At 69.3% G+C, this 23,263-nt stretch carries 24 protein-coding genes and 2 tRNA genes; 6 read left to right on the forward strand and 20 right to left on the reverse strand.

All coding sequences use genetic code 11. The features are described 5' to 3' along the window. Positions 1-159: 159 nt before the first annotated feature. Positions 160-723, forward strand: coding sequence for a PadR family transcriptional regulator (locus tag B7438_RS16825; RefSeq protein ID WP_085370838.1), 564 nt, complete (start codon positions 160-162; stop codon positions 721-723). An 11-nt stretch (positions 724-734) separates the two neighbouring features. Here B7438_RS16825 and B7438_RS16830 read toward each other — a convergent pair whose 3' ends face one another. Further along, positions 735-1,583, reverse strand: coding sequence for a DUF1684 domain-containing protein (locus tag B7438_RS16830; protein WP_085370862.1), 849 nt, complete (start codon positions 1,581-1,583; stop codon positions 735-737). A 76-nt stretch (positions 1,584-1,659) separates the two neighbouring features. Next, a complete protein-coding gene (locus B7438_RS16835; protein ID WP_085370839.1) occupies positions 1,660-3,348 on the reverse strand; it encodes a bifunctional 3'-5' exonuclease/DNA polymerase in 1,689 nt (562 codons plus the stop codon). A 109-nt stretch (positions 3,349-3,457) separates the two neighbouring features. Here B7438_RS16835 and B7438_RS16840 point away from each other — a divergent pair, with 109 nt between their 5' ends. After that, entirely contained in the window at positions 3,458-3,793 is a 336-nt protein-coding gene (locus B7438_RS16840) for a hypothetical protein (protein ID WP_085370840.1), read from the forward strand. A 47-nt stretch (positions 3,794-3,840) separates the two neighbouring features. Here the strand turns inward: B7438_RS16840 and B7438_RS16845 are convergent, their stop codons facing one another. Continuing rightward, positions 3,841-4,299, reverse strand: a complete 459-nt coding sequence (locus tag B7438_RS16845; protein ID WP_085370841.1) for an NUDIX hydrolase — start codon at positions 4,297-4,299, stop codon at positions 3,841-3,843. Positions 4,300-4,390: 91 nt separating this feature from the next. Between B7438_RS16845 and B7438_RS16850 the strand changes: the two genes are divergently transcribed. Together B7438_RS16850 and B7438_RS16855 are read left to right on the forward strand one after the other, a co-directional pair. Beyond that, positions 4,391-4,864: an NUDIX domain-containing protein gene (locus tag B7438_RS16850; protein ID WP_085370842.1), complete on the forward strand. Its 474-nt coding sequence runs from the start codon at positions 4,391-4,393 to the stop codon at positions 4,862-4,864. 69 nt (positions 4,865-4,933) lie between these two features. After that, on the forward strand, positions 4,934-5,371 hold the full coding sequence (locus B7438_RS16855; protein WP_085370843.1) for a VOC family protein: 438 nt from the start codon (positions 4,934-4,936) through the stop codon (positions 5,369-5,371). Between the two features lie 16 nt (positions 5,372-5,387). On the opposite strand, the gene B7438_RS16860 is transcribed toward B7438_RS16855, so the two are convergent. Further along, positions 5,388-5,795: a hypothetical protein gene (locus tag B7438_RS16860; protein WP_085370844.1), complete on the reverse strand. Its 408-nt coding sequence runs from the start codon at positions 5,793-5,795 to the stop codon at positions 5,388-5,390. 170 nt (positions 5,796-5,965) lie between these two features. On the opposite strand from B7438_RS16860, the gene B7438_RS16865 reads away from it, so the two are divergent. Then, positions 5,966-6,454 (forward strand): hypothetical protein, encoded by a 489-nt coding sequence (locus B7438_RS16865; protein ID WP_085370845.1) that lies wholly within the window; start codon positions 5,966-5,968, stop codon positions 6,452-6,454. Positions 6,455-6,523: 69 nt separating this feature from the next. Here B7438_RS16865 and B7438_RS16870 read toward each other — a convergent pair. The 3 genes from B7438_RS16870 to B7438_RS16880 form a co-directional block, all read right to left on the reverse strand. After that, a tRNA-Ile gene (locus tag B7438_RS16870) sits at positions 6,524-6,597 on the reverse strand. Between the two features lie 9 nt (positions 6,598-6,606). Further along, positions 6,607-7,869 (reverse strand): glycosyltransferase, encoded by a 1,263-nt coding sequence (locus B7438_RS16875; protein ID WP_085370846.1) that lies wholly within the window; start codon positions 7,867-7,869, stop codon positions 6,607-6,609. Positions 7,870-7,959: 90 nt separating this feature from the next. After that, complete coding sequence (locus tag B7438_RS16880; RefSeq protein ID WP_085370847.1) at positions 7,960-8,928, reverse strand: DMT family transporter; 969 nt, start codon at positions 8,926-8,928, stop codon at positions 7,960-7,962. A gap of 40 nt (positions 8,929-8,968) precedes the next feature. On the opposite strand from B7438_RS16880, the gene def reads away from it, so the two are divergent. Continuing rightward, on the forward strand, positions 8,969-9,535 hold the full coding sequence (def, locus tag B7438_RS16885; RefSeq protein WP_085370848.1) for a peptide deformylase: 567 nt from the start codon (positions 8,969-8,971) through the stop codon (positions 9,533-9,535). A gap of 18 nt (positions 9,536-9,553) precedes the next feature. Here def and B7438_RS16890 read toward each other — a convergent pair whose 3' ends face one another. The 13 genes from B7438_RS16890 to B7438_RS16950 all read right to left on the reverse strand — a co-directional run. Beyond that, positions 9,554-10,465, reverse strand: coding sequence for a sensor histidine kinase (locus B7438_RS16890; protein ID WP_256922092.1), 912 nt, complete (start codon positions 10,463-10,465; stop codon positions 9,554-9,556). A gap of 111 nt (positions 10,466-10,576) precedes the next feature. Next, positions 10,577-10,897 carry an SHOCT domain-containing protein gene (locus B7438_RS16895; protein ID WP_085370849.1) on the reverse strand — a complete coding sequence of 107 codons (321 nt, stop codon included), beginning with the start codon at positions 10,895-10,897 and terminating at the stop codon, positions 10,577-10,579. A gap of 141 nt (positions 10,898-11,038) precedes the next feature. Continuing rightward, positions 11,039-11,701, reverse strand: a complete 663-nt coding sequence (locus B7438_RS16900; protein ID WP_085370850.1) for a response regulator transcription factor — start codon at positions 11,699-11,701, stop codon at positions 11,039-11,041. Then, positions 11,698-12,897 (reverse strand): sensor histidine kinase, encoded by a 1,200-nt coding sequence (locus B7438_RS16905; protein WP_085370851.1) that lies wholly within the window; start codon positions 12,895-12,897, stop codon positions 11,698-11,700. The genes B7438_RS16900 and B7438_RS16905 overlap by 4 nt, the downstream gene beginning before the upstream one ends. A 177-nt stretch (positions 12,898-13,074) precedes the next feature. Next, positions 13,075-13,147 (reverse strand) — tRNA-Asn (locus tag B7438_RS16910). A 96-nt stretch (positions 13,148-13,243) separates the two neighbouring features. Continuing rightward, positions 13,244-14,278: a D-isomer specific 2-hydroxyacid dehydrogenase family protein gene (locus tag B7438_RS16915; RefSeq protein ID WP_085370852.1), complete on the reverse strand. Its 1,035-nt coding sequence runs from the start codon at positions 14,276-14,278 to the stop codon at positions 13,244-13,246. Then, on the reverse strand, positions 14,275-15,129 hold the full coding sequence (locus B7438_RS16920) for an ATP-binding cassette domain-containing protein (RefSeq protein ID WP_085370853.1): 855 nt from the start codon (positions 15,127-15,129) through the stop codon (positions 14,275-14,277). The genes B7438_RS16915 and B7438_RS16920 overlap by 4 nt, the downstream gene beginning before the upstream one ends. A gap of 9 nt (positions 15,130-15,138) precedes the next feature. Next, positions 15,139-16,830: an ABC transporter ATP-binding protein gene (locus tag B7438_RS16925; protein WP_085370854.1), complete on the reverse strand. Its 1,692-nt coding sequence runs from the start codon at positions 16,828-16,830 to the stop codon at positions 15,139-15,141. Further along, positions 16,827-17,876 carry an ABC transporter permease gene (locus tag B7438_RS16930; RefSeq protein WP_085370855.1) on the reverse strand — a complete coding sequence of 350 codons (1,050 nt, stop codon included), beginning with the start codon at positions 17,874-17,876 and terminating at the stop codon, positions 16,827-16,829. The genes B7438_RS16925 and B7438_RS16930 overlap by 4 nt, the downstream gene beginning before the upstream one ends. 1 nt (position 17,877) lies before the next feature. Next, complete coding sequence (locus B7438_RS16935) at positions 17,878-18,978, reverse strand: ABC transporter permease (protein WP_085370856.1); 1,101 nt, start codon at positions 18,976-18,978, stop codon at positions 17,878-17,880. A gap of 88 nt (positions 18,979-19,066) precedes the next feature. Continuing rightward, positions 19,067-20,701 carry an ABC transporter substrate-binding protein gene (locus B7438_RS16940; protein ID WP_085370857.1) on the reverse strand — a complete coding sequence of 545 codons (1,635 nt, stop codon included), beginning with the start codon at positions 20,699-20,701 and terminating at the stop codon, positions 19,067-19,069. 199 nt (positions 20,702-20,900) lie between these two features. Then, complete coding sequence (gene dnaG / locus B7438_RS16945) at positions 20,901-22,808, reverse strand: DNA primase (RefSeq protein WP_085370858.1); 1,908 nt, start codon at positions 22,806-22,808, stop codon at positions 20,901-20,903. A 45-nt stretch (positions 22,809-22,853) separates the two neighbouring features. Then, the coding region (locus B7438_RS16950; protein ID WP_085370859.1) for a DUF4282 domain-containing protein at positions 22,854-23,263 on the reverse strand (410 nt) is incomplete at its 5' end.

Raw genomic sequence — 23,263 nt, forward strand, 5'->3', positions numbered from 1 at the left:
GTCTTCCCCAACGACCAATCGGCGGTCTCACCGGCACGATATGAAGTTTGCCGCAGCCCGAGGGCTGCTCTTGTGAATTATGCCGTAGAACTATCGGATGTCACAAGGTTGCAACGGTTTTGCAGCGGCGTGGCGGCGAAACGGAATAGCATACTGAGTATGTCGGTCCAGAACGGTTTTCTCGCGCTGCTCACCCAGGGCGCCGCATACGGCTCGCAGTTGCAGGGCGAGTTCCTCGCGCGGGCGGCCCACCGCCGCCAGCTCAACGCCGGGCAGGTCTACTCGACGCTCGACCGCATGGTCGACCAGGGGCTCGTGCAGCCGGCGGGCGCCACGGATGACGGCCTGCCGCTCTACGCGCTGACCGCCGACGGTGCGGCCGCCGCCGAGGACTGGCTCACCTCCGGGCCGGTGGATGCGCGCCCGGACTGGGACGAGATGCAGGACCAGGTGCTGATCGCGGCCTCCCTCACCGGTGCAGACGCGCCCGCCGTGGTGGCCGACTACCGCCGGGCGTTCGTCGAGAAGATCCGCGAGCTCACCCACGACGCGGACTCGCGCGCCGTGCTCGCCGCCAACCGCGCGGCCGAGCTGGGCGCCCTCGCCGCCATCGAGTGGCTGGACGAGGTCGCCTCCACCCTCACCGCGCATCCGGATGCGCTGCTGCAGCACCGCTCCCCCGACCGTCCGCGGCGGGGCCGCCGCCCGGCCGACGCCTCCTGACCCGCTCGGGGTCAGTGCAGGAGGTCGCCGGACTTGGCGAGGACGTTCTTCTCGCCGGCCTCGATGGGGACGGCGAAGCGGTTCTGCGCGGGCGGCAGCGGGCAGTTGAAGTTGTAGCTGAACGCGCACGGCGGCAGGACGGCGAGGTTGAAGTCGAGCGTCACCGTGCCGTCCGGGTTCGGGGCCACGAAGAGGAAGCGGCCGACCGAGTACGTGGAGTCGCCGTTGGTGCTGTCGGCGAAGACCAGCTGCAGCGCCCTGCCCGCCTTGAACGCGGCGAGGTTGTAGTCGACGCCGTCCTTGCTGAACGTGATCTCGCCCGGGATCACCTTCTCGCGGGTGCTCCCGTCGTCTTTGAGGTGCTCGAAGCCGAGCGTCTTGCCGCCCTCGATCGGGGTGAACTGCGCCTGGATGATCCACTCCGGGTTGAAGTCGAAGGCGTCGATGGAGCCGAACTCCTGGATGGCCTCCGAGTTCGCGTCCCAGACCCGCAGCGCATAGTCGCCGTCCTCGCTGGCGATGACGAACCCGGTGACCGTGTCGCTGAAGACGATCTCGCTCGGGTTCGCGTCGTCCTTGCCGCGCACGATGGCCTCGCCGTCGACCGGCGTGCCGTCGACCACGATGCCGTCGGCCGCCGTCGCGACCACCTTGAGGCCGGACTGCCCCTTCGGCAGTGGAGCCCACAGGCCGGGGACGCCCCACACCGGCTGCGCCGCCGCCTCCGGGTCGCCAGTGATCCACTGCGTGTTCACGAGCGCCAGGTTGCCCTTCGGCGCCGTCACGGCCTGTTCGCGGCGCTGCCGGTACCTCGCCAGGATGTCGCGGGGGTCTGCTGGCGCTGTGGCGGTGTCTGTCATGGTCTCCATCCTCGGTCAGATCACCCTCCACAACCAACTCCGACACAGCTTCATTCCGTGCCGACGGCCGTGAGGCTCACTTGGCCTCCGCGTATGTGTCGACCACGGCCGCCGTCACCGGGAACTCGACGGGGAACGTGCCGAACAGCAGCCGTCCCGCTGCCTCCGCGGAGGCGACCACCGCAGCAGCGGCTTGCTCGGCGAGCTCGGCGGGAGCGTGCACGATCACCTCGTCGTGCAGGAAGTAGACCAGGTGCGGGCTCTGCAGCAGGGGTGCGTCCCCGCCGAGCGCCGTGAGCCGCTGACGGAGGTCGGCCATCCAGCACAGCGCCCACTCGGCCGCACTCCCCTGCACCACGAAGTTGCGGGTGAACCGCCCCCAGTCGCGCGCCTGGCTGCGCGCCCTGCGCTCGTCGGCCTCCGTCGAGTCCGGTGCGGACGCCGCAGCCTGCGTCTGCGCCCAGCTGCCTCCCGGCCGCGGGGAACTGCGTCCCAGCCGCGACGTGACCACCTCACCGCGCTCACCGGCCCGCGCCGCCTCCTCGACGAGCCGGATCGCGCGCGGGAATGCCCGGGTGAGCCGCGGCATCAGCCTGCCGCTCTCCCCCGTGGTCGCTCCGTACATCGCTCCGAGCATCGCCACCTTCGCCTGAGAGCGCTCCTCGACGGCCCCGGACGCGACGATGCCCTCGTACAGGTCTTTCCCCCGTCCGGCCGCCGCCATCGCCTGATCGCCCGCCAGCCCGGTCAGGATGCGGGGCTCCAGCTGGGCGGCGTCGGCCACGACGAGCTTCCAGCCGGGGTCGGCGACCACCGCTCCGCGCACCTGCCGCGGAAGCTGCAGCGCGCCGCCGCCGCGGGTCGCCCAGCGCCCGGTGACCACGCCGCCTGGCACGTAGTCCGGGTGGAAGCGCCCATCCTGCACCCAGGTGTCGAGCCAGGTCCAGCCGTTCGCGGAGAGCAGGCGGGAGAGCTTCTTGTACCGCAGCAGCGGGGCGATGGCCGGGTGGTCGATCTCCCGCAGCTCCCAGGAGCGGGTGGAGGTGACCATGAGCCCTGCGCGCTTGAGCGCCTTGAGCACCTCCGGCGGGCTGTCCGGGTTGAGGTCCGGGCTCTCCAGCGCGGCGCGGAGTTCGGCGGCCAGGTCTTCGAGCACGCCGGGCCGTCCGTTCGCCGGCGGGCGAGGACCGAACAGGCCGGTCAGCAGGGCGTCGTGCCGTTCCGCGCTGTACGGCAGCCCGGCGGCGCGCATCTCGACCGCGATCAGCGCCCCGGCCGACTCGGCGGCGAGCAGCAACCGCAGGCGGCCCGGCGCTGTGCTGCCTGCGACGGCGGCCCGCTGCGCCTGGAACTCCTCCAGCGCGGACGGCGCCTGCTCGCCGTGGGCCTGCTCGTCCAGGTCGAACAGGGCTGTGTGCGAGGCCGGCTGCTCCTCGGCGAAGGCGGGCTGCGCATCCCAGGCTCCGAGCGGCGCGGTCGCGAGCGCGGAACCGGCGGACAGTGTGGAGAGCCGGAGGATCGTGTGGCTGAGCTGCAGGTCGTCGCAGCGCTCCACCCGGACGCCGGCGGCGAGCAGTGGCGGATACCAGCTGCGGGTGTCGCTCCACACCCAGCGCGGGCGGTCGGCCTTGTCCGCCTCTTCCGCCGCGACGAACGCGGCGAGCTCCCCCGCCGGGATGGTCTGCTCGCCGATCACCGTGCCGTCGCCGTCGACCCTGGTCGCCAGGACGCTGCCGGGCGACGGCCGGTCGAGAACGAGGTGCACCCATCCATTCTGCGGCCCTCGTGCGACATTCCCCGCCGTGTCTTGCCCCCGGTCGTCAAGGTGAGGATAATTCAGTCAGCGACGATGCCAACCCGAAAGGCGATCGACGATGACCGCATACCTGCACGACAGCCAGGGCACCTGGATCGCGTTCCGCGCCGGCGACGGCGGACGCTTCCTGTTCAACCCGGACGGCGACTGGATCGGCTGGTTCCCCTGGGGCGACGACGAGGCGACCACCCCGGACGGCCGCTACCTCGGCACCGTCGTTGGCGACCGGCTGCTCGCCCAGGACGACCGCCGCTTCCGCGGGACGCCGGACTATCCGGGCGCGCCGCGTTACCCCGGCCAGGTCAGCTATCCGGGAGCCGCCGCCTTCGTGAGCATGCCCGTGGGGTACCAGGATGTGGCGGGCGCGCTGCTGTGGCCGCGCATCGCATCCTGAGCGTCGTCGGTGGTGACTGAGCCGGGCTGCGCCACAGTCCGCGAGCTTCAGTCCGCGAGCCCCGCCAGCCGCGCCCGCAGCTCCGGCCACGACGCCGCGAAGCCCGGATGTAGCGGCAACTCGGTCACGCCGCCCACGTCCACCCACCGCAGCTCGATGCTCTCCGGGTCGGCCACCAGCGCGTCGAACGGCCGCACGGCCTCCGCGACCACCGTGGTGTACGACCAGAACCCCAGGTCGAGCACGCTCGTGAACAGCACGCTCACCGCATCCCGCGGCACAGACGCTTCCTCCGCCGCCTCGCGTAGCGCGCCGTCCACCGCGGACTCCCCGTCGTGCCTCGCACCGCCCGGCAGCCCCCAGGTGCCGCCGAAGTGACTCCAGTCGGCCCTGTGCTGCAACAGGATGCCCCTGCGGCTGTCGTGGACCAGCAGCCCCGCCGCCCCGAACCGGCCCCAGAACCGCTGACCGTCCGGACCCTCGACCCACGCATCGCCACTGTTCACGGTTCAACGTTAGTCGCCGTTCGGCCGGGCCTTGTCACACGCTGTCACCGTTCTACAGTGGTGCCATGACGAGTCCCCGGATGCCGGCCTGATGCCCGCCGTGCGCAGCGCGGGCATCCTCCTCTACCGCCGACGGGACGCGGTCGAGGTGTGGATCGCGCACATGGGCGGCCCGTTCTGGGCACGGAAGGACGAGGGGGCGTGGTCGATCCCGAAAGGCATCGTGGAGGCCACGGACGTCTCCGGCGAGCTCGCCGCCGCCATGCGCGAGTTCGAGGAGGAGATCGGCTCGCCGCCGCCCGAGACGGACTACGTATCGCTCGGCGACTTCCCGCTCTCCTCCGGCAAAAAGGTCGTGGTCTTCGCCGCGGAGGCGGACGGCTTCGATCCGGAGACGGTCACCAGCAACGCCTTCGAGCTCGAGTGGCCGCCGCGCTCCGGGCGCATCCAGTCGTTTCCCGAAATCGACGACGCCCGCTGGCTGCCGCTCGCCCTCGCGCGCGCCAAGCTCACGAAGGGCCAGCGCCCGATCCTGGATGCGCTGGTCGCGCACCTCGGGTCGTGACGCGCGGGTGCCGCCGCCCACGAACCTGCGCGCCCGCTCCCGTCACCGGGTGGGCGTAGCATGCCGCACATGGCCATCAGATTCGAGAACGTGGGGATCGCCGTGCGCGACCTCGAAGCGACCATCTCCTTCTTCACCGACCTCGGCCTCACGGTTGTCGGCCGCGACACGATCAGCGGCGAGTGGGCGGACACCGCCGTCGGCCTCGACGGCAACCACGCCAAGATCGCCATGCTGCAGACGCCGGACGGCAGCGGCCAGCTCGAACTGTTCGAATACCTCCACCCCGACGCGATCGAGACGGAACCCACGCTGCCCAACGAGATCGGGATGCACCGCGTCGCCTTCTCCGTCGACGACATCGACGCCGCCATCGCCACGGCCGCGAAGCACGGCTTCCACCCGCTGCGCGGCATCGCCACGTACGAAGACGTCTACAAGCTCAGCTACGTGCGCGGCCCGAGCGGCATCATCGTGATGTTCGCCCAAGACCTGCGGAAGGGCTGAGCGGGCAGCGCAGCACTCAGTCGCCGCCCTCGATGGATGCGTGACCCCCGCCATCGACGGCGTCGCCACCCGGATGCGGCCGCCAGCGCTCACGCCGGTCCAGCTCATCCTGGATCGCCACGAAGAACCGGTCGATCTCGCCTCGGCGCCGCACGAACAGCAGTGTCTCCACCCCGCGCATCCTGCCGGTCACATCCAGCTCGATGCGCGTGTGCGTGGCGTCCACGGCGGTGAACCGCACGTGCGGCTCGAAGAACACCCATCCGGAGGCCAGCTGCGCGAACGGATCGACCAGGCTCGTGCCCTTTAGCGCGTCGCGCAGGAAGTCGGCGGCGTGCTCCGGTGCGATGGGCACCACCACCTGCGGGATGTGCCTCTGCGCCGCATCCCGCCCCGGCCCGCGGTGCGGCTCGATCTTGCTCACAGGGGCAGCGTAGCCCCATCGGCGACGACAAGAGGTCGCTCGCTCACGACTCAGCCACACAGCCGGACGGACACCTAGCGTCGCTCCTGCGCAGTCGTCCGTGAGCGTGGCCGAACGGCACTCATCCTCGCTCGAGTCGGTCGCAGTGGTCTGATCAGTAAGATTCGCAGATGGACTTCTGGGCGCAGTTCTGGGCAACGATGTGTGGCGCACTTCTCGGTGCCGTCGTGGCGGGTGTCTTGTCGTGGTGGGTGGCGGTTCGCACTATGAAGTCACAGCGATTGCTGCGCTACGAGGAAACCTTCGACTCGGCTCTGGCGAAGTTCGCAGGGACCGCAGCGGTGTTTCTGGAAAATGAGGAGCGCTGGAGTCGGGGAAAGAAGAAGGCTTTTCGGCCGGGCGTTTCGCAACTGCGGATGGATGTCGATGCCGCATGGATGGTGGCCCGGGCGGAAGAGGACCAACACGTCATGATGTTCGTCTCCCAGGCACTTGAAGCTCTCCTCAACGCTGGACGGTGGGAACTCACAAAGGCACTGCCCGCTCTGATCAAGGCGATTCGCCTGTGGAGGACTCGCGAAGTCGGCGTGGCACAAACGATCGCGTACCTGGGCGACCTGGAACGTCGGGCCGCTGAACGGAACTGGCGATACTCATGAAGTCGGCTGGCGCCGATTTGCGCCTGCCGGGCAGCTGGAAGCCATCGGTCTCAACAAACGGCATCGCAGTAGGGCGGACGGGACTTGAACCCGTGACCGGCGGATTATGAGTCCGATGCTCTAACCAGCTGAGCTACCGCCCCGTGTGCCCGTCAGTCGCTGCTGGGCACCGGTGGGGCCGCGTCCGTCACAGGGTCGGCCACCGGTTCCCCACGATACAGGCTTTCGAAGGTGCTGATCGTGCGCTGGATGTCGTGCGCGGCGACGATGCGGAGCGACGCGTTCTTGAGCACATCCAGCTCTTCCTGCGGCATCGTGAGCACGTGCTGCAGGCGGTCGGCGAGGTTCTGGGCGTTGCCGGGCTCGAACAGGTAGCCGTTCTCTCCGTCGTGCACGAGGTGTGGCAGCGCCATCGCGTCGGCGGCGACGACGGGGAGGGCCGAGGCCATCGCCTCCATCGTCGCGATCGACTGCAGTTCGGCGATCGACGGCATCCCGAACACCGTGGCGCGGGTGTACGCCTGGCGCAGTTCCTCGTCGGTGACGTAGCCGGTGAAGGTGACGCGGTCGGCGATCCCGAGCTGTTCGGCGAGGGACTGCAGGTTCTTCAGCTGGTCGCCGCCACCGACGATCTCGAGTTTCGCATCCAGGTCGGACGGGAGCAGGGAGACCGCCTTGAGCAGCACGTCGATCTGCTTCTCGCCGGTGACGCGGCCGACGAACAGGATGCGGTTCTCGGTGCGCGGGGTGAAGTCCGGCGTGTAGTTGTGGGCCTCGATGCCGCAGGAGATCGCGTGCACGTTGCGGAGGCCGGTGTACTTCTCGAGGAACTGCGCGGCCTTCGCGGTCGGCGTCGTCACGGCCTCTGCGCGACCGAAGGTGCGGCGGGCCGCCTTCCAGGCGAGTCCGATCGCGTAGTCCTGGATGAACCGCGGCAGGAGGGTGAACTCCAGCATGTTCTCCGGCATGAAGTGGTTGGTGCCGATGATCCGGATGCCGCGCTTCTGGGCCTCCTGGGACAGGCCGCGGCCCACGACGATGTGCGACTGGAAATGCACGACGTCCGGCTTCACCTCGTCCAGGATGCGCGCGCTGTTCTGCTTGATCCGCCACGGGATGGCGAACCGCAGCCAGTCGTGCGGGTACCAGCGCCAGCTGTAGAGCCGGTGGGCCGTCATCTTCTGGCCCTCGTGCTCCTCCGTCCACGTCCCGTGCTTGCGGCTCGCCGCGGGAGCGACGATGTGCACGTTGTGGCCGCGCTCGACGAGACCGGCTGCGAGGCGCTCCGCGAAGCGGGCTGCGCCGTTCACATCGGGGGCGAAAGTGTCAGCCCCGATGACGACGGTCAGCGGTTTCTTCGTCGTGTCGGAAGGCTGGGCGGGCGTACTGCTCGGCTGTCCGCTCGTATCGGGCACGTGGTGAATCCCTACGTTAGTGGGCCGGGATGGTGAATCCGGCGACGGTCTTCGCTCGCCGATCGGGGCCCGACCGGCTGATTCAACGGCCTAGTCTAAGCCGGATTCCGCTGCTTTGTCGGTAACAGCGGCGGCCACCGGCGCGGCGGACGCCGCCTGCGGGTGGTGTTTGGCGAGCTGGAACACGCCGTAGATGGCCACGGCGCCGGAGAGCACGAAGCCGACCATCGCCCACCACGGGGCGCCCGCCGCCTCGTCCAGGATGACGATGCCGATGGTCACGGCGACCAGTGGATCCACCACGGTGAGCCCGGCGATCACCAGGTCCGGAGGGCCGGACGAGTACGCGTTCTGCACGAAGTAGGCGCCCAGGATCGCTGCAGCGAGCAGCGCGACGATACACAGCACCAGCAGCCAGTCCCACTCCTGCCGGGAGATGCGGTCGATGACCACCTTCGCGAGCGTCGCCACGAAACCGTAGAGCACGCCGGCGCCGATGATGTACATGATCGCCTTGAACCGGCTGCGGAAGAAGTAGAACATCACCGCGAAGGCCAGCAGTACGACGGCGAGGATGATCAGGATCTCGATCAGCGCCCGCGAGGTGACCGGCCGGTCGCGCGCGAACACCGCCGCGATCAGCACGAACGCTCCGACACCGCCCACGCACAGGCTCACCGCGATCACCGACCGGTGGTTGAGCTTCACCCCGCTGACCCTGGCGTTCAGGATGCTCGTGATGACGAGCCCGACGACGCCGAGCGGCTGCACCAGGATGATCGGGGACAGTTTCAGGCTGACCAACTGGAAGACGATGGCGAGACCGAGCAGCACCGTGCCGATGACCCAGGACGGCCGCGCGAGCAGCAGGCCGAGCTGGCGCAGGTTCAGGCCGGACTGCTGCGACCCCTGCGTGTTGGCCTCGACCTTGGCGACGCCGTGGTGCTGCAACTGCGCGCCGATGGACAGGAAGCACGCGCCGATGAGCGCGATCGGGATGCCGAGGAGCTGACTCGGCTCATAGGCCAGGTCGAGCGCATCCATCAGTTCCGTACCCACCCCACGACCCTATCCAGTTTCACCCCGATATTCTTGCTGAATGGCCGTCCTTCCCATCCGGATCACCGGAGACCCTGTCCTGCACACGCCCGCCGCTCCCGTCACGGAGTTCGACGACGCCCTGCACACCCTCGTCGACGACATGTTCGAGACGATGGATGCTGCGCCCGGCGTCGGTCTGGCCGGCCCGCAGGTGGGTGTCCCGCTCCGCCTGTTCGTCTACGGCTGGACGGACGACGACGACGTCGTGCACCGCGGTGTCGCGATCAACCCGGTGCTCTGGATCAGCCCGGCGACCATCGACGAGCTCGACGAGGACGCGGAGGCGGAAGGCTGCCTGTCGTTCCCCGGCGAGCGGTTCCCGCTGCGGCGCGCCGAGAGCGCCATCCTGCGGGCCGTCGACCTGGCCGGTGAGCCGTTCGAGGTGCACGCGGACGGCTGGCTTGCCCGCATCTTCCAGCACGAGTTCGACCACCTGGACGGCATCCTCTACGTCGACAGGCTCGACCACCCGTACGGCAAGGCCGCCAGGAAGGTGCAGAAGAAGAACAGCTGGGGCGTGCCCGGGCTGAGCTGGCTGCCCGGCCGCGACCACCTGGACGACTGACCGCGCGGTTGACGCGGGCTACTTGCCCAGGTCGACCCCGTGCACCCCGTTGTGGAACTTGAGCGCGGGGAACACCACAGACAGCGAGAACCCGACGCCAGGAACGGTGGCTGCGTTCAGCACGCCCCCGAACAGCGCCGCGCGTTCCCGCATCCCGGTGAGGCCGGCGCCGTCGTACGTCTCGGTGAGGGCGCGCAGGTCCTCCTCGATCGTGTACTGCGTCGCCTGGTCGACGGCGGCGCTGTCGAGGCCCATCCTGCGGGCGGCGGAGCGGATGCCGTCGTCGTCGACGCTGACCTGCAGGCCGTCGCCCGTCCAGGTGAAAGCGATGGCGACGGCGGTGCCGGGCCCGCCGTGCTTCAGCGCGTTCTCGAGGCTGGACTGCAGGATGCGGAACACGGCGAGCTCGGCGCCCTGACGCAGCTCGAACCGGTCGCCGTTCTCGGTGAAGGTCACGTCGAGTCCCGCATCCCGCATCACCCGGAACAGGTCGCGGGCGGAGTGCAGACTCGGCTGCGGCATCGCGGCGCTCTCCCCGTCGCGCACGACGGTCTGGATGCGCCGCAGGTCGCCGAGCGCATCCCGGGCAGACGTCTCCAGAGCGGCGACGGAGCGGTCGGCCGCCTCCCGATCGGTGGCGGCCGCGTACCGGATGCCCTCGGCCTGCGATGCGAGCCTCGACACCGACTGGATGGCCACATCGCCGAGTTCACGAACGATGCGGAACCGGCCGGCCTGCTCGGCCAGCTCCAGTTCGCGGTCGATCCTGTCCCACTCGCTCTCCTCGCGCTGGTTGCTGAGCCTGGCGCGGGAACCGCGGGCGAGCAGCCACAGCACGAGGAAGACGACGGCGGCGACGAGCAGCACGGATCCGGCGATGGCGAGCACGAGCACGAGGCTCCTGGCCTCTGTCGCTGACAGAGCGTTCATGGCCTATCCTTCCGGCCGTGACGGGGGTCTCCGGCCCGGACGATCATATCCGTCCGCCCGCCCCCGTGCTGTCGTGCCGCCGTCGCCGGTCCGCGCTGCTGGCGCCCTCCGCTACTGCCCGGACGGGCGGTTGGCGCGCAGGACTTCGAGCCTGGCGCGGTACTCCACCTCGTCGATATCGCCCTGGGCGAAGCGCTCGGCGAGGGTGGCCTCCGCGGAGCGTGTGCCGCCGTCGTGACCCCAGCCGCGGCCGTAGCCAGGGCCGTAGCCCGCTGCGGCCGCTCGACGCCAGCGGCGCCCGAGGAAGACGAAGAGGAGCACGAAGAAGGCGATCCAGAACAGCGGGATGAGCAGGAACAGGAAGCCGAACCCTCCCGCCCACGGGCCGACCCAGTGGGCGGCGACGGTGGTCGCGGCGATGGTGCTGAGCATGATGATTCCAATCGTGACTGCGGCCCGCGTCGGATGCGAACCGTCACCATCAGCCTCGCCGTCTCCGCTGTTCCGCGAATCCGCCCCGCGGAGTGAATCGCCGTACTCCGGCGGGAGCAGCAGTGGCCGAGCGGGCTACGCTCACTGCCACCCCGGCTGCACGAGACCGCTCTCGTACGCCAGAACCACCAGGTGCACCCTGTCGCGCGCATCCAGTTTCTGCATGATGCGGGACACGTGCGTCTTCGCGGTCAGCGGGCTGAGGAAGAGCCGCTCGCCGATCTCGCCGTTGCTGAGTCCCTGGCCGACCAGGGCGAGCACCTCGCGCTCGCGCTCGGTGAGCGCGTCGAGCGCCGTGGTCGGCGGTGCAGGGCGCAGCCCGCCGGCGACGCGCTCCAGCAGCCGCCGGGTGACGCCGGGCGACAGCAGCGCATCCCCCGCCGCCGCGACCCGCACGGCCCGGATCAGGTCGACCGGCTCCGTGTCCTTCACCAGGAAGCCGCTCGCGCCCGCCGTGATGGCCTGCGCCACGTACTCGTCCAGCTCGAAGGTGGTCACGATCACGATGTGCGTGCCTCCCAGCTCGGGGTCGCGCACGATCTCCTCCGTCGCCCACAGCCCGTCGCCGTCCGGCATCCGGATGTCCATGAGCACCACATCCGGATGCTGCTGCTTCACCAGGGCCACGGCGTCTCTGCCCGTCGCCGCCTCGCCGACGACGTCGATGCCGTCCTCCGCTTCGAGCAGCGCCCGGAAGCCCGCGCGGACGAGGTGCTGGTCGTCGGCCAGGAGCACCCGGATCACGGGGTCGCCGCCGTGCGGATCGGGATGCGGGCGGTCACGGTGACGCCTCTGGCCGCGCCGGCCGGACCGCCGGGCACCGCCTCGAACCGGCCGCCGAGCAGTTCCGCGCGTTCGCGCATCCCGAGCACGCCCTTGCCGCCCGGCTCCTCGATGCCCTCCGGCAGTCCCCGGCCGTCGTCGGCGACCGAGACGATGTAGTCGCGGTCGTCCTGGCGCAGCGAGACGTGGACGGTGCTCGCCTGGGCGTGACGCCCGACGTTGGTCAGCGACTCCTGCACGATGCGGTAGATCGCGAGCTGGATGGCGGGAGCGGGGACGCTGGTGAGCGCGTTGTCGTAGCGGACGTCGAGCCCTGCGCGCTGGTAGGTCTCCACAAGCGACGGGATGCGGTCGATGTCCGGCTCGGGGGCGCGTGCGGCGCCGTCGCCCTCCGACCGCAGGAAGCCGAGCACGCCGCGCACCTCCTCGAGGGCCTGGCTACTGGTGGCCTTGATCGCCTCCAGGCTCTCCCTGGCCTTCTCCGGCCGGGAGTCGAACAGGTGCAGCCCGACCCCGGCCTGCACGCTGATCTGCGACAGCGAGTGCGCGAGCACATCGTGCAGCTCCCTGGCGATGCGCAGACGCTCGGCCTCCGCGGCGCTCTCCCGCCGCGCGGCGATCGTCCGCGACAGTTCCCGGTAGCGGTCGCGCCTGTTCCGGATGGCCTCCCCGACGCCGACGAGCAGCAGCAGGATGAGCGCGACGATCAACGGCCGGATGCTCGCGGTCGGCTGGGCGCTCAGCAGGTACGCCGCGAGCGGGCCGAGCACCGCCAGCCCGGCGAGCGTCCCCCACGCCCAGACCCTCGCGCCGCGCACGACGGCGCTCACCACCGCGAGGGCGAGCGGGACGGCCGCGAACGGCGGTCCGGCGCTGACCGCGATGGCCGGGGCGCAGAGCAGGCCGATCACGGCCACCACGACACCGGGATGCTCGCGGGCGGCCAGCAGGACGAACGACGCAGCGAAGGCGACGAGCACGAAGACCAGGGAGAGCGCATCCTGGCGCGCGTCGTGTAGGGCGATGATGACTCCGGGCACCTGGATGATCGCGGACAGGATCACCGGGAACCAGCGGGCCGCCGGCGGCCGGGGCCGGTTGGCCCAGCCGCGTTCGGCGCGCGAGAGCCGCGCTTGCTCGTCCGCGGTCCAGGCCATCCGTCCATGCTAACGAGCGCACCTGGGCGCCACGACCGCCGGTGGGAGGTTCACGGGTACTCCCCCGGGAGTACACACCCGCCGGCGCGTATGCCGTCGCGGACATACACGCGTGCGGAAACGAGGAAACCCCCGGACTTCCGTGGAAGTCCGGGGGTTTCACTGCTCTGGATACTGCTCCCCGAGATGGACTCGAACCATCAACCTGCCGGTTAACAGCCGGCTGCTCTGCCAATTGAGCTATCGAGGAATGCTTGAATCAGCGTAGCTACTCTAGCAAGGAATCATCGCCCCACAAAAATCGAGCGTGACGCCCGCGCGCGTCGCGGCCGATCGGCGTCGACGGTCAGTAGCCTTCGGCGGGATCGACCACCCCGACGAACCGTCCGTCGTCGAGGAAGGCGCGCACGTTCAGCCGGATGCGCTCCGCCAGCAGCGGCGCCGTCATCTCCGGCGTGTCCGCCTGGTGCGGGGTGATCAGGCAGTTCGGCTCGTCCCAGAGCGGGTGGCCGTCCGGGAGCGGCTCCGGGTCCGTGACGTCGATCCCCGCCCCGGCGATCGTGCCGTCGGCGAGGGCCGTCACGAGTGCGTCGCTGTCGACCAGCCCGCCGCGCGCGATGTTCACCAGATACGCGGTGTCCTTCATCGCGGCGAACTCCGGAGCGCCGAACAGGTGCCTGGTGCCGCCGGTGAGGGCTGCGGCGACCACCACGACGTCCGCGTCCGGCAGCACATCGCCGAGCCGGTCGGCGGTCACCGTGCTGGACGCCCCGGCGACGGGCTCCGGCGACCGGCGGACGATGGTGATGTCCGCGCCGAACGGTTCGAGCAGCCGGATGAGCTCCAGCGCGATTCCGCCGGCCCCGACGATCACCACGCGCAGCCCGTAGAGCGACCTGCCCTCCTGCTCGGTGGCCCAGGAGCGGGCGACGACGCGCTTCGGCAGCACCCGCAGCAGGGCGAGAGTGAGCGCGAGGGCGTGCTCGGCGACCGGCTGGGCGTACGCGCCCTTGGCGCTCGTCCAGAGCAGGCCCGGCCTGTCCTCGGCGGCAAGCACATCGGCGAACGCGTCGACCCCGGCGTACGGCAGCTGCACCCAGCCGATCTGTGGATGCGTCTTCAGCACGTCGGCGAGACCGTGCGCATCCCGGTAGGTGAGCCACACCAGGCCGCGCGTGTCGTCGGAGAGCTCTGCGACCGTGCCTCCCCCGGCGTGCACGGCGTCGACGAACGTCTGCTCCGGCTCCGGCAGGACGGCGATGGGGCCGGGCTCCGGCCGCCGGTCCGCAGGCACCGGATCCGCCTCGACGGCGAGGACGGCGCGGTGCTGCTGGGCGGCCTGCGACGCCTGACCTGACTGGGCGGACGCTGATCCTGTCATCGGTTCTTCTCCGTACGTCTCGTGCGACGCTGGGTGCGCCGCTGCGGTGGTTTGAGTGCCTTCGCGAGCCCGTCGACGAAGGGATGCTGCGGGTCGGCGAGCACGTCCTCGATCGGACCGTAGCCGACGACGCGGCCGCCCTGCAGCACGATCGTGTTGTCGCTCGCCCTGCGCAGCACGGATAGGTCGTGGCTGACGATCACGGCGGAGAACCCCTCGTGGTCGCGCAGCTGCGCGAGCAGGTCGATCACCGCATCCCGTACGGTCGCGTCGATGCCCGCGGTCGGCTCGTCGGCGACGAGCACGGACGGCCCGAGCACCAGGGCGCGGGCCAGGGCGACACGCTGCCGCTGACCGGCGCTCAGCTCGTACGGGTACTTGCTCAGCACGCTCAGCGGCAGGTGGACGGTGTCGAGCATCGTCGCCGCCCTGGCGCCGGCCGCCCTCCTGCTGTAGTGCTCGTCGCGCTCGAAGATCGGCAGAGCGACGTTGTCGGAGATGGTGAGCGACGGCTCGAGCGTGTTCGCCGCATCCTGTGCCAGGTAGCCGACGTGGAAGGTGACCTCGGCCAGGTCGCGCTTCTTCGCCTTGCGGAGCGACTTGCCGAGCACGGTGGCGTCTCCCCCGCTGATCCTCGGACCGGGCTCAGAGGCGCGCAGCGGCAGGCCGCGTCCAGCCAGGATCGCCGCCAGCGTCGACTTGCCGGAGCCCGTCTCCCCGAGCACCCCGAGCACCTCCCCCGTCTCCACGCGGACGTTGATTCCGCGGAGGGCGACGCAGGAGGCGCTCGGGCCCCGCGCTGGGTATTCGACGGACAGGTCGCTGACGACGATGGCGGGGTTGGAACTCACACAACGACCCTAGGCGCTCTCCGCCCGCAAAACGCGCAGCGCCTCCCGCCGGTCGGCCTGTTCGACCGGGTCCGGCACCGGAAGGGATGCGAGGAGCCGCTGCGTGTACGCCTGCTGCGGGTTGCCGAGCACCTGGGCTCCCGTCCCCTCCTCCACCAACTTGCCGCGGTGCAGCACCGCGATGCGGTCGGCCAGCAGGTCGACCACGGCGAGGTCGTGGCTGATGAACAGGGCGGCGAAGCCGAACTCCTTCTGCAGTTCGGCGAACAGCTCGAGCACGCGCGCCTGCACGGACACGTCGAGCGCCGAGGTCGGCTCGTCCGCGATCAGGAGGGTCGGTTCGAGCGCGAGGGCGCGCGCGAGGCTGGCGCGCTGACGCTGGCCACCGCTCAGCTCGTGCGGGAACCGGTCGCCGTAGCTCTTCGGCAGCTGCACGGCCTCCAGCAGGTCGTCCACCCTGCCCCGCGCATCCGACGGGCTGGATGCGCGCCCGTGCACCACGAGGGGCTCTGCGACGCAGTCCGCGATGGTCAGCAGCGGGTTGAAGCTCGACGCCGGGTCCTGGAAGACGAATCCGATGTCGCTGCGGACCGGCTTGAACTGCCGTTCCTTCACGCCGTTCATCTCGATCCCGAGCACGGAGAGCGATCCGCCGGTGACCTTGTTCAGGCCGCCGATGGCACGCCCGATGGTCGTCTTGCCCGACCCGCTCTCCCCCACGAGGCCGAGCACCTCGCCGGCGCGGATCTCGAAGTCGACGCCGTCGACCGCCACGAACCCGGGCCGCCCGAGCCTGCCGGGGTACTGGATGCGCAGGCCGTCCGCCTTGACCACCGGAACCGCCTTCGCCCAGTCGTCGCCGCGCGACGCCGCCCTGTCCTGCGTGGACGACAGGCCCTGTCCCACCTTCGGAACGGACGCAAGCAGCTTCTTGGTGTAGTCGGCCTGCGGCGACGCGAACAGCGTGCGCGCATCCGCCTCCTCGACCAGCTTGCCCTGGTACATCACGGCCACCCTGTCCGCCAGGTCGGCCACGACGCCCATGTTGTGCGTGATGAGCACGATGGCGGCGCCGAACTCGTCGCGGCAGCGGCGCAGCAGGTCGAGGATCTCGGCCTGCACCGTCACATCCAGTGCCGTGGTCGGCTCGTCCGCGACGATCAGGCCCGGGTTCAGCACCAGCGCCATCGCGATCACGATGCGCTGCTTCTGGCCGCCGGAGAACTGGTGCGGGTAGTACTTGACCCGCTTCTCCGGCTCCGGGATGCCGACGCGTTCGAGGATCTCGATCGCCTGCTGCTGGGCGGCCTTCTTGGAGATGTTGCTGTGGGCGCGCAGGCCCTCCGCGATCTGCCAGCCCACCGGATACACCGGGTTGAGCGCGGTGGACGGCTCCTGGAACACCATCGCGACATCCGTGCCGCGCACCTCGCGGAGCTGGCGCTTGCTGAGGCTGATCACGTCGGCCTCGCTCTGGCCGTCCCTGCTGCGCAGAATGACGGCGCCGGAAGCGGTCGCGGTCTCCGGGAGCAGCCCGAGAATGGTCTTGGCCGTGACGGTCTTGCCGCTTCCGGACTCTCCGACGATCGCCAGCACCTCGCCGGGGGCGACGCGCAGGCTCACGTCGTCGACCGCCTTGACGGCGCCGGCGTCGGTGGAGAACGAGACCATCAGGTTGTCGATCTGTACGACGTCGCTCATGGCTTGACCTCGATTCCGTGTTCGTCGAATGATTCCCCGCCCTCGAGGCCGTCGACCCCGCCCGGTCCGGCGGAGAGCGTGCCCCCGGGGACCACGGAGGTCTCGGCCACCAGGCCGGACGCCTTGGCGACGGCCCTGCGGCCGCGCAGGCGCGGGTCGGCCAGGTCGTTCAGGCTCTCACCGACGAGCGTGATGCCGAGCACCACCAGCACGATGGCGACGCCGGGGAACACCGAGGTCCACCAGATTCCGCTCGTCACGTCGGACAGCGCCTTGTTGAGGTCGTAGCCCCACTCGGCGGCGGCGGTCGGCTCGATGCCGAAGCCGAGGAAGCCGAGGCCCGCGAGCGTCAGGATCGCCTCGGACGAGTTCAGGGTGAAGATCAGCGGCAGCGTGCGGGTGGAGTTCCGAAGCACGTGGCGGAACATGATGCGGGTGTTGCTCGCACCGACCACCTTCGCGGACTCGACGTACGCCTCCGCCTTGATCCGCACGGCCTCCGCACGGATCACCCGGAAGTACTGCGGGATGAACACGACGGTGATCGAGATCGCCGCCGCCAGGATGCCGCCCCAAAGGTTCGACTGGCCGCCCGAGATCACGATGGCCATCACGATGGCGAGCAGCAGAGACGGGAACGCGTAGATCGCGTCGCAGACCACCACGAGCACCCTGTCCAGCCAGCCGCCGAGGTAGCCGGAGACCAGGCCGAGGAAGATGCCGATGAAGATCGACAGGATCACCGCGACGATGATCACCGAGATCGCCGTCTGCGCGCCCCAGATGGTGCGCGAGAACACGTCGTAGCCGCCGACCGTGGTGCCCCAGATGTGGGCGCCGTTCGGCGGCTGCTGCGAACCGAACTGGCCGTTCGCATCCCGCAGCTGCGCGAAACCATACGGCGCGATCAGCGGGGCGAAGATGGCGACCAGGATGAAGATGCCGGTGATGACGAGGCCGGCCACGAGCATCCCGCGCTGCAGGCCGACGCTCTGCCGGAGCTGGTGGACGATGGGCAGCCTGTCCATGATGCTGCGCTTGGCCATCTCAGTACCTCACTCTCGGGTCGATGAGCGCCGCGATCACGTCGACGATGAAGTTCGTGAGCGCCACCACCACAGCGAGCAGGGCGACCATGCCCTGCACGGCCACGAAGTCGCGCGCCTGCAGGTAGTGCGCCAGCTGGAAGCCGAGGCCCTTCCACTCGAAGGTCGTCTCGGTCAGCACCGCTCCGCCGAGGAGCAGCGCGATCTGCAGGCCGATGACCGTGATGATCGGGATGAGGGCCGGCCGGTACGCGTGCTTGCGCACGAGCCGGTACTCGCTCACTCCGCGCGACCTCGCCGCATCCACGTAGTCGGTGGAGAGCGTGCCGATCACGTTCGTGCGCACCAGGCGGAGGAAGACGCCGGCGGTGAGCAGGCCGAGGGCGACCGCGGGCAGGATCGCGTGCATGAGCACGTCGCTGACCACCGCGGGATCGCCGGTCTGGAACGCGTCGATCAGGTAGATGCCCGTCTTGTTGGGCAGCAGTTGCATCTCCAGCTCGGAGCTGGTGGATGCGCGGCCTGCGACAGGAAGCCAGTTCAGCCAGATCGAGAACACCAGCTTGAGCAGCATGCCGGCGAAGAACACCGGCGTTGCGTAGCAGAGGATCGCGAAGACGCGGAGGGAGGCATCCTGACCCTTGTCGCGGAAGTACGCGGCGACCATGCCGAGCGGGATTCCGACGATGAACGCGACGATGAGCGCGTAGAACGCGAGCTCCAGCGTCGCCGCCCCGTAGGTGAGCAGGATCTGGGTGACCGGCTGGTGGTCGGTGAAGCTCGTGCCGAAGTCGCCCCTCAGGATCTGCCCGAGGTAGTCGAAGTACTGCACGATGAGCGGCCGGTCGTATCCGGCCTCGTGGATGCGCTGCTGCAGCTGCGCGGGAGGCAGCTTGCCGCCGAGCGCCGCGGTGATGGGGTCACCGGTCGAGCGCATCAGGAAGAAGACGAGGGTGACGAGGATGAAGATCGTCGGGATGATGAGGACGGCACGGACCACGAGGTAACGGCCGAGACCGCCCCCCGATCGTCGCTGCTTCGTCTTCGCTTGTTCTGGCGCGGGCGCTCCGGGCGCGGCCGCACCGGTGACAGTGAATGTCATGGGAGCCAATCGTGGGTGTTTCGAGAGCGGGGGCGGACCGCACGCTGCGGTCCGCCCCCCGGTTCGGCTAGCCGGCTAGCCTCGGCTGTCAGCCCTTGGAAAGGGCAGCGTAGCGGAACTTGAACGACGGGTCGAGCGTCTTGTCCGTGCCGTTCACGGTCTTTCCGACCACGGCGACCTGTGCGCCCTGCAGCAGCGGCAGGGTGGACAGGTCGGCTCCGACCTTCGCCTGGATCTCTTCGATCAGCTTGGTGCGCGCGGCGGCGTCGGTCTCGCCGAGCTGCTTCTCGATGAGGGCCTGGACCTCCGGGTTGTCGTAGTGGTTCGCAAGGAAGTTCTCCTTGATGAAGAACGGCGACAGGTAGTTGTCCGCGTCGGAGTAGTCCGGGAACCAGCCGAGCTGGTACGCCGGGTACACGTCGGCCGTGCGGTCCTTGGAGTACTGGACCCACTCGGTGGACTGCAGGTTGACCTTGAACAGGCCGCCGGCTTCCAGCTGCTCCTTGACCAGGGCGTACTCGTCACCGGAGGACGGGCCGTAGTGGTCGGGGCTGTACTGGAGGTTCAGTGCGACGGGCGTGGTGACGCCTGCTGCCTGGAGGGCCGCCTTCGCCTTGTCGAGGCTCGGTCCGCCGTTTCCGTCGCCGTAGAGGTCCTTGAGCACGGTGGTCGCGCCGGTCAGGCCCTGGGGCACGTAGGAGTAGAGCGGCGTGTACGTGTCCTTGTACACCTGCTTGGCGATGGTCTCGCGGTCGACGAGGTCGGCGGCGGCCTGACGGACGGCGAGCGACTTCTTCGCGTCGGCCTCCGGCGTGGTCGCGCCGTACGGCATGGTGTTGAAGTTGAACACGATGTAGCGCGTCTCGCCACCCGGTCCCTTCACGACCTTGACGTTCTTGTCGCCGGAGAGGCTGTCGATGTCCGTCGCCGTGAGGCTGCGGAACGCGACGTCGATCGCGCCCTTCTGGATGTCGAGCTTGAGGTTCGAGGACTCGGCGTAGTACTTGACGTTCACCTTGTCGGTTGCCGCCTTGCCGAGGAGACCCTTGTAGTCCGGGTTCGCCTTGTACGCGATCAGGTTGTTGAAGTCGTAGCTGGTGATGTCGTACTGGCCGGCGAACGCGTGGCCCTTGACGATGGTCTGGTCCGGCGTCACCTTGTCGGCGGAGAAGACCTGCTCGTCGACGATCGGGCCTGCCGGGCTCGACAGCACCTGCGCGAAGGTCTGGTCGTTGGCGATCTTGAGCTTGAACACGACCGTGGTCTTGTCCGGCGTCGAGACGCTGTCCAGGTTCGCCAGCAGCGAGGCCGGACCGTTCGGGTCGTTGATCTTCTTCTGACGGTCGAAGGTGAACTTGACGTCGGAGGAGGTCAGGTCGTGGCCGTTCGCGAACTTGAGTCCGGGCTTCAGCTTCACCGTGTACTCGTTCGGCGAGGTGAAGTCGGCGCTCTCGGCGATGTCGGGCTTCACATCCGGGCTGCCGTACGGCGAGTTCAGGAGGAACGGGTAAACCTGGTTCATCACGGCGAACGAACCGTTGTCGTACGAACCGGCCGGGTCGATCGAGGTGATCTTGTCCGTCGTTCCGATGGTCAGTGCTCCACCGCCGCCGCTGGAGCCGTTGTTGTTGCTCCCTGAACAGCCGGCGAGCACCAACGCCGTCGCCGCGAGTGCGGCGGACACGGCCAGCAGGCGCTTGCCGCTGATGTGTGCGGATCTCATATCCGAGTACCTCTTCCTGGTGTGGGGTCACCGACTCGGCGCGCAGAGATCTGCAGCTGTGCCGAATCGCGTAGGTATGTCCTAACACGAAATGCGCGCGATCGAGGAATCCTGCTGCACTTCGTAGCGAGATCTTTACGTTAGTGCAACATAACTGCGCTCATGCGCGCACCGTGCACAGGAATCGAGCTTTTGTGCCCTATTCTCCGCGCAACCGCATGCGCTCGGCGTCGATCGACGCCATCGCCACCTGAAGGGAGCGTCGCAGCTCGACCTCCTGCTGGTCGGTGCGGGCGAGGCGGTTGGTCAGCTCCGCCTTCTCCCTGAGCAGGTCGCGGTCGATCAGGCCGTCGACGATCGAGCGGGCGTAGCGCGACACGTCGCCCGCCGCCTGCGGGAGGGCGGCGACCGCGAGCGCGTTGACGGTTGGACCGTAGCCCTGCGGGACCTCCGCCATCACCCTGTCGACCCAGCCAGGATCGGTCATGGTCGTGAGCTGGCTGGCGATCGCATCCCGGATCACGGCGTGCGTCGGATTCACGAACGGCACCTGCACGGCGCGGGCGGCCCGCTCCTGGCCGACCTCGGCGGGTAGCTGCAGCATCACCATCAGCGACTCGCGCTCTGTGCGCTGGGTGGGGTCGCGGAGGTCGGCCTGCTGCACGACCGGTATGGATGCTGCTCCGTCGGCCTGGCCGTTGCCTGCGCCGCTCGCGTTGCCGTTGCCGCCCTGACCGTTGCTGCCCTGACCATTGCCCGTCTGGCCGCGCTGCTCAGCCCTCTGCTCTCCCCTGCGGGCCGCCTGGACGGCGCGGAGGGTGTCCTGCAGGTCGGCGCCGGAAAGCCGGGCGAGTTCGCGGGCGTAGCCGTTCTGCGACGCTGGGTCGCGGATGGTGGCGACGATGGGCGCCCCGCTGCGCATGGCGGAGGTGCGGCCCTCGACGGTGTCCAGGTCGTACTTCTCGACGACCTGCCTGATCATGAACTCGAACATCGGCTTCTTGGCGTCGATCATCCGGCGCACGGCGTCGTCGCCCTTAGCGAGGCGCAGGTCGCAGGGGTCGAGACCCTCCGGACCGACGGCGACGTAGGTCTGGGCGGAGAACCGCTGCTCCTCGCCGAACGCCCGCGTCGCCGCTTTCTGGCCGGCCGCATCCGGGTCGAAGGTGAAGATGACGGAGCCCTGGCTGTTGTCGTCGCCCATGATGCGCCGGATGACCTTGATGTGGTCGACGCCGAACGCGGTTCCGCAGGTGGCGACGGCGGTGGTGATGCCCGCGAGGTGGCAGGCCATCACGTCGGTGTAGCCCTCGACGACGACCACCTGGTCGAGCTTGGACACATCCCGCTTGGCGAGGTCGAGGCCGTAAAGCACCTGGGCCTTCTTGTAGACCGGCGTCTCCGGGGTGTTGAGGTATTTGGGGCCCTTGTCGTCGTCGAGCAGACGGCGCGCGCCGAACCCGATGGTCTGACCGGTGACGTCCCGGATGGGCCAGATCAGCCGCCCGCGGAACCGGTCGTAGACACCGCGGTCGCCCTGGGAGACGAGACCGGCGGTGGTGAGCTCCTCCGTGGTGAAGCCCTTGCTGCGCAGGTGCTTGGTGAGTTCGTCCCAGCTCTTCGGCGCGAAGCCGACCCCGAACCGGCCGGCGGCGATGGCGTCGAAGCCGCGCTCCCCCAGGAACCGGCGGCCGATCTCGGCCTCCGGAGAGCCGAGCTTGCTGCGGAAGAACTCCTCAGCAGCGCCGTTGGCGGCCAGGATGCGCGCCCGGTTGCCGTGCTCGGACGGCCCGCCCGTGCCGTCTTCGTAGCGCAGCTGGTAGCCGATCCGCGCGGCCAGCCGCTCGACGGCCTCGGTGAACGAGACGTGGTCCAGCTTCTGCAGGAATTCGTAGACGTCGCCGCCCTCACCGCAGCCGAAGCAGTGGTACCGGCCGACGGCGGACCGGACGGTGAAGCTGGGGCTCTTCTCGTCGTGGAACGGGCACAGCCCTTTCAGCGATCCGACGCCGGCGGACTTGAGGCTCACGTAGTCGCCGACGATGTCGGCGATGTTGGTGCGGGCTTTGACCTCTTCGATGTCACTCTGTCGAATTCGGCCGGCCATACAACGATTCTAGTGATCCGCGCCGACTCTCCTGTCGCGTCGCCGTCAGTCGCGCTGCTTGGACCGTTTCCGCGTGTTCTGCGCGATCTCGATGATGGCGACGAACACTTCGATCCCGACCCTCAGCAGCAGCACGCTCAGCATGGCGCCGACGAGGGTGATGATGACGCCGAACAGGAACACGAACGCGCCGACGACGGAGTGCGTGCCGATGGCGAGCGTGAGGCTGTAGATCAGCGACAGCAGCGTGCTCAGCCCGATCAGCACGAGCCCGACGACGTAGACGGGCCCTGCCAGCTTCCTGGTGACGTAGTTCGTGAACGTGAAGTCGAACAGCGACGAGAAGAACCGGGTGTCATCGAGCCGGTCGGCGAAGTCGGTGACGGTACGCCCGTGCGCGGCGGATGGTGCGCCCGCGCCTGCGCCCGAGCCCGGGGTGGGCGGCGGGTAAGTGC

The organism is Leifsonia sp. NCR5 (assembly GCF_002105485.1).
Lineage (GTDB): Bacteria > Actinomycetota > Actinomycetes > Actinomycetales > Microbacteriaceae > Leifsonia.

Excerpts from the sequence above, each read along its gene's own strand:
- B7438_RS16865 (WP_085370845.1), top strand. The coding sequence starts at position 5,966 with ATGGACTTCTGGGCGCAGTTCTGGGCAACGATGTGTGGCGCACTTCTC.
- B7438_RS16940 (WP_085370857.1), bottom strand. The coding sequence starts at position 20,701 with ATGAGATCCGCACACATCAGCGGCAAGCGCCTGCTGGCCGTGTCCGCC.
- B7438_RS16890 (WP_256922092.1), bottom strand. The coding sequence starts at position 10,465 with ATGAACGCTCTGTCAGCGACAGAGGCCAGGAGCCTCGTGCTCGTGCTC.
- B7438_RS16855 (WP_085370843.1), top strand. The coding sequence starts at position 4,934 with ATGGCCATCAGATTCGAGAACGTGGGGATCGCCGTGCGCGACCTCGAA.
- B7438_RS16905 (WP_085370851.1), bottom strand. The coding sequence starts at position 12,897 with ATGGCCTGGACCGCGGACGAGCAAGCGCGGCTCTCGCGCGCCGAACGC.
- B7438_RS16925 (WP_085370854.1), bottom strand. The coding sequence starts at position 16,830 with ATGAGCGACGTCGTACAGATCGACAACCTGATGGTCTCGTTCTCCACC.
- B7438_RS16935 (WP_085370856.1), bottom strand. The coding sequence starts at position 18,978 with ATGACATTCACTGTCACCGGTGCGGCCGCGCCCGGAGCGCCCGCGCCA.
- B7438_RS16895 (WP_085370849.1), bottom strand. The coding sequence starts at position 10,897 with ATGCTCAGCACCATCGCCGCGACCACCGTCGCCGCCCACTGGGTCGGC.
- B7438_RS16840 (WP_085370840.1), top strand. The coding sequence starts at position 3,458 with ATGACCGCATACCTGCACGACAGCCAGGGCACCTGGATCGCGTTCCGC.
- B7438_RS16830 (WP_085370862.1), bottom strand. The coding sequence starts at position 1,583 with ATGACAGACACCGCCACAGCGCCAGCAGACCCCCGCGACATCCTGGCG.
- B7438_RS16850 (WP_085370842.1), top strand. The coding sequence starts at position 4,391 with ATGCCCGCCGTGCGCAGCGCGGGCATCCTCCTCTACCGCCGACGGGAC.
- B7438_RS16930 (WP_085370855.1), bottom strand. The coding sequence starts at position 17,876 with ATGGCCAAGCGCAGCATCATGGACAGGCTGCCCATCGTCCACCAGCTC.
- dnaG (WP_085370858.1), bottom strand. The coding sequence starts at position 22,808 with ATGGCCGGCCGAATTCGACAGAGTGACATCGAAGAGGTCAAAGCCCGC.
- B7438_RS16915 (WP_085370852.1), bottom strand. The coding sequence starts at position 14,278 with ATGACAGGATCAGCGTCCGCCCAGTCAGGTCAGGCGTCGCAGGCCGCC.
- def (WP_085370848.1), top strand. The coding sequence starts at position 8,969 with ATGGCCGTCCTTCCCATCCGGATCACCGGAGACCCTGTCCTGCACACG.
- B7438_RS16825 (WP_085370838.1), top strand. The coding sequence starts at position 160 with ATGTCGGTCCAGAACGGTTTTCTCGCGCTGCTCACCCAGGGCGCCGCA.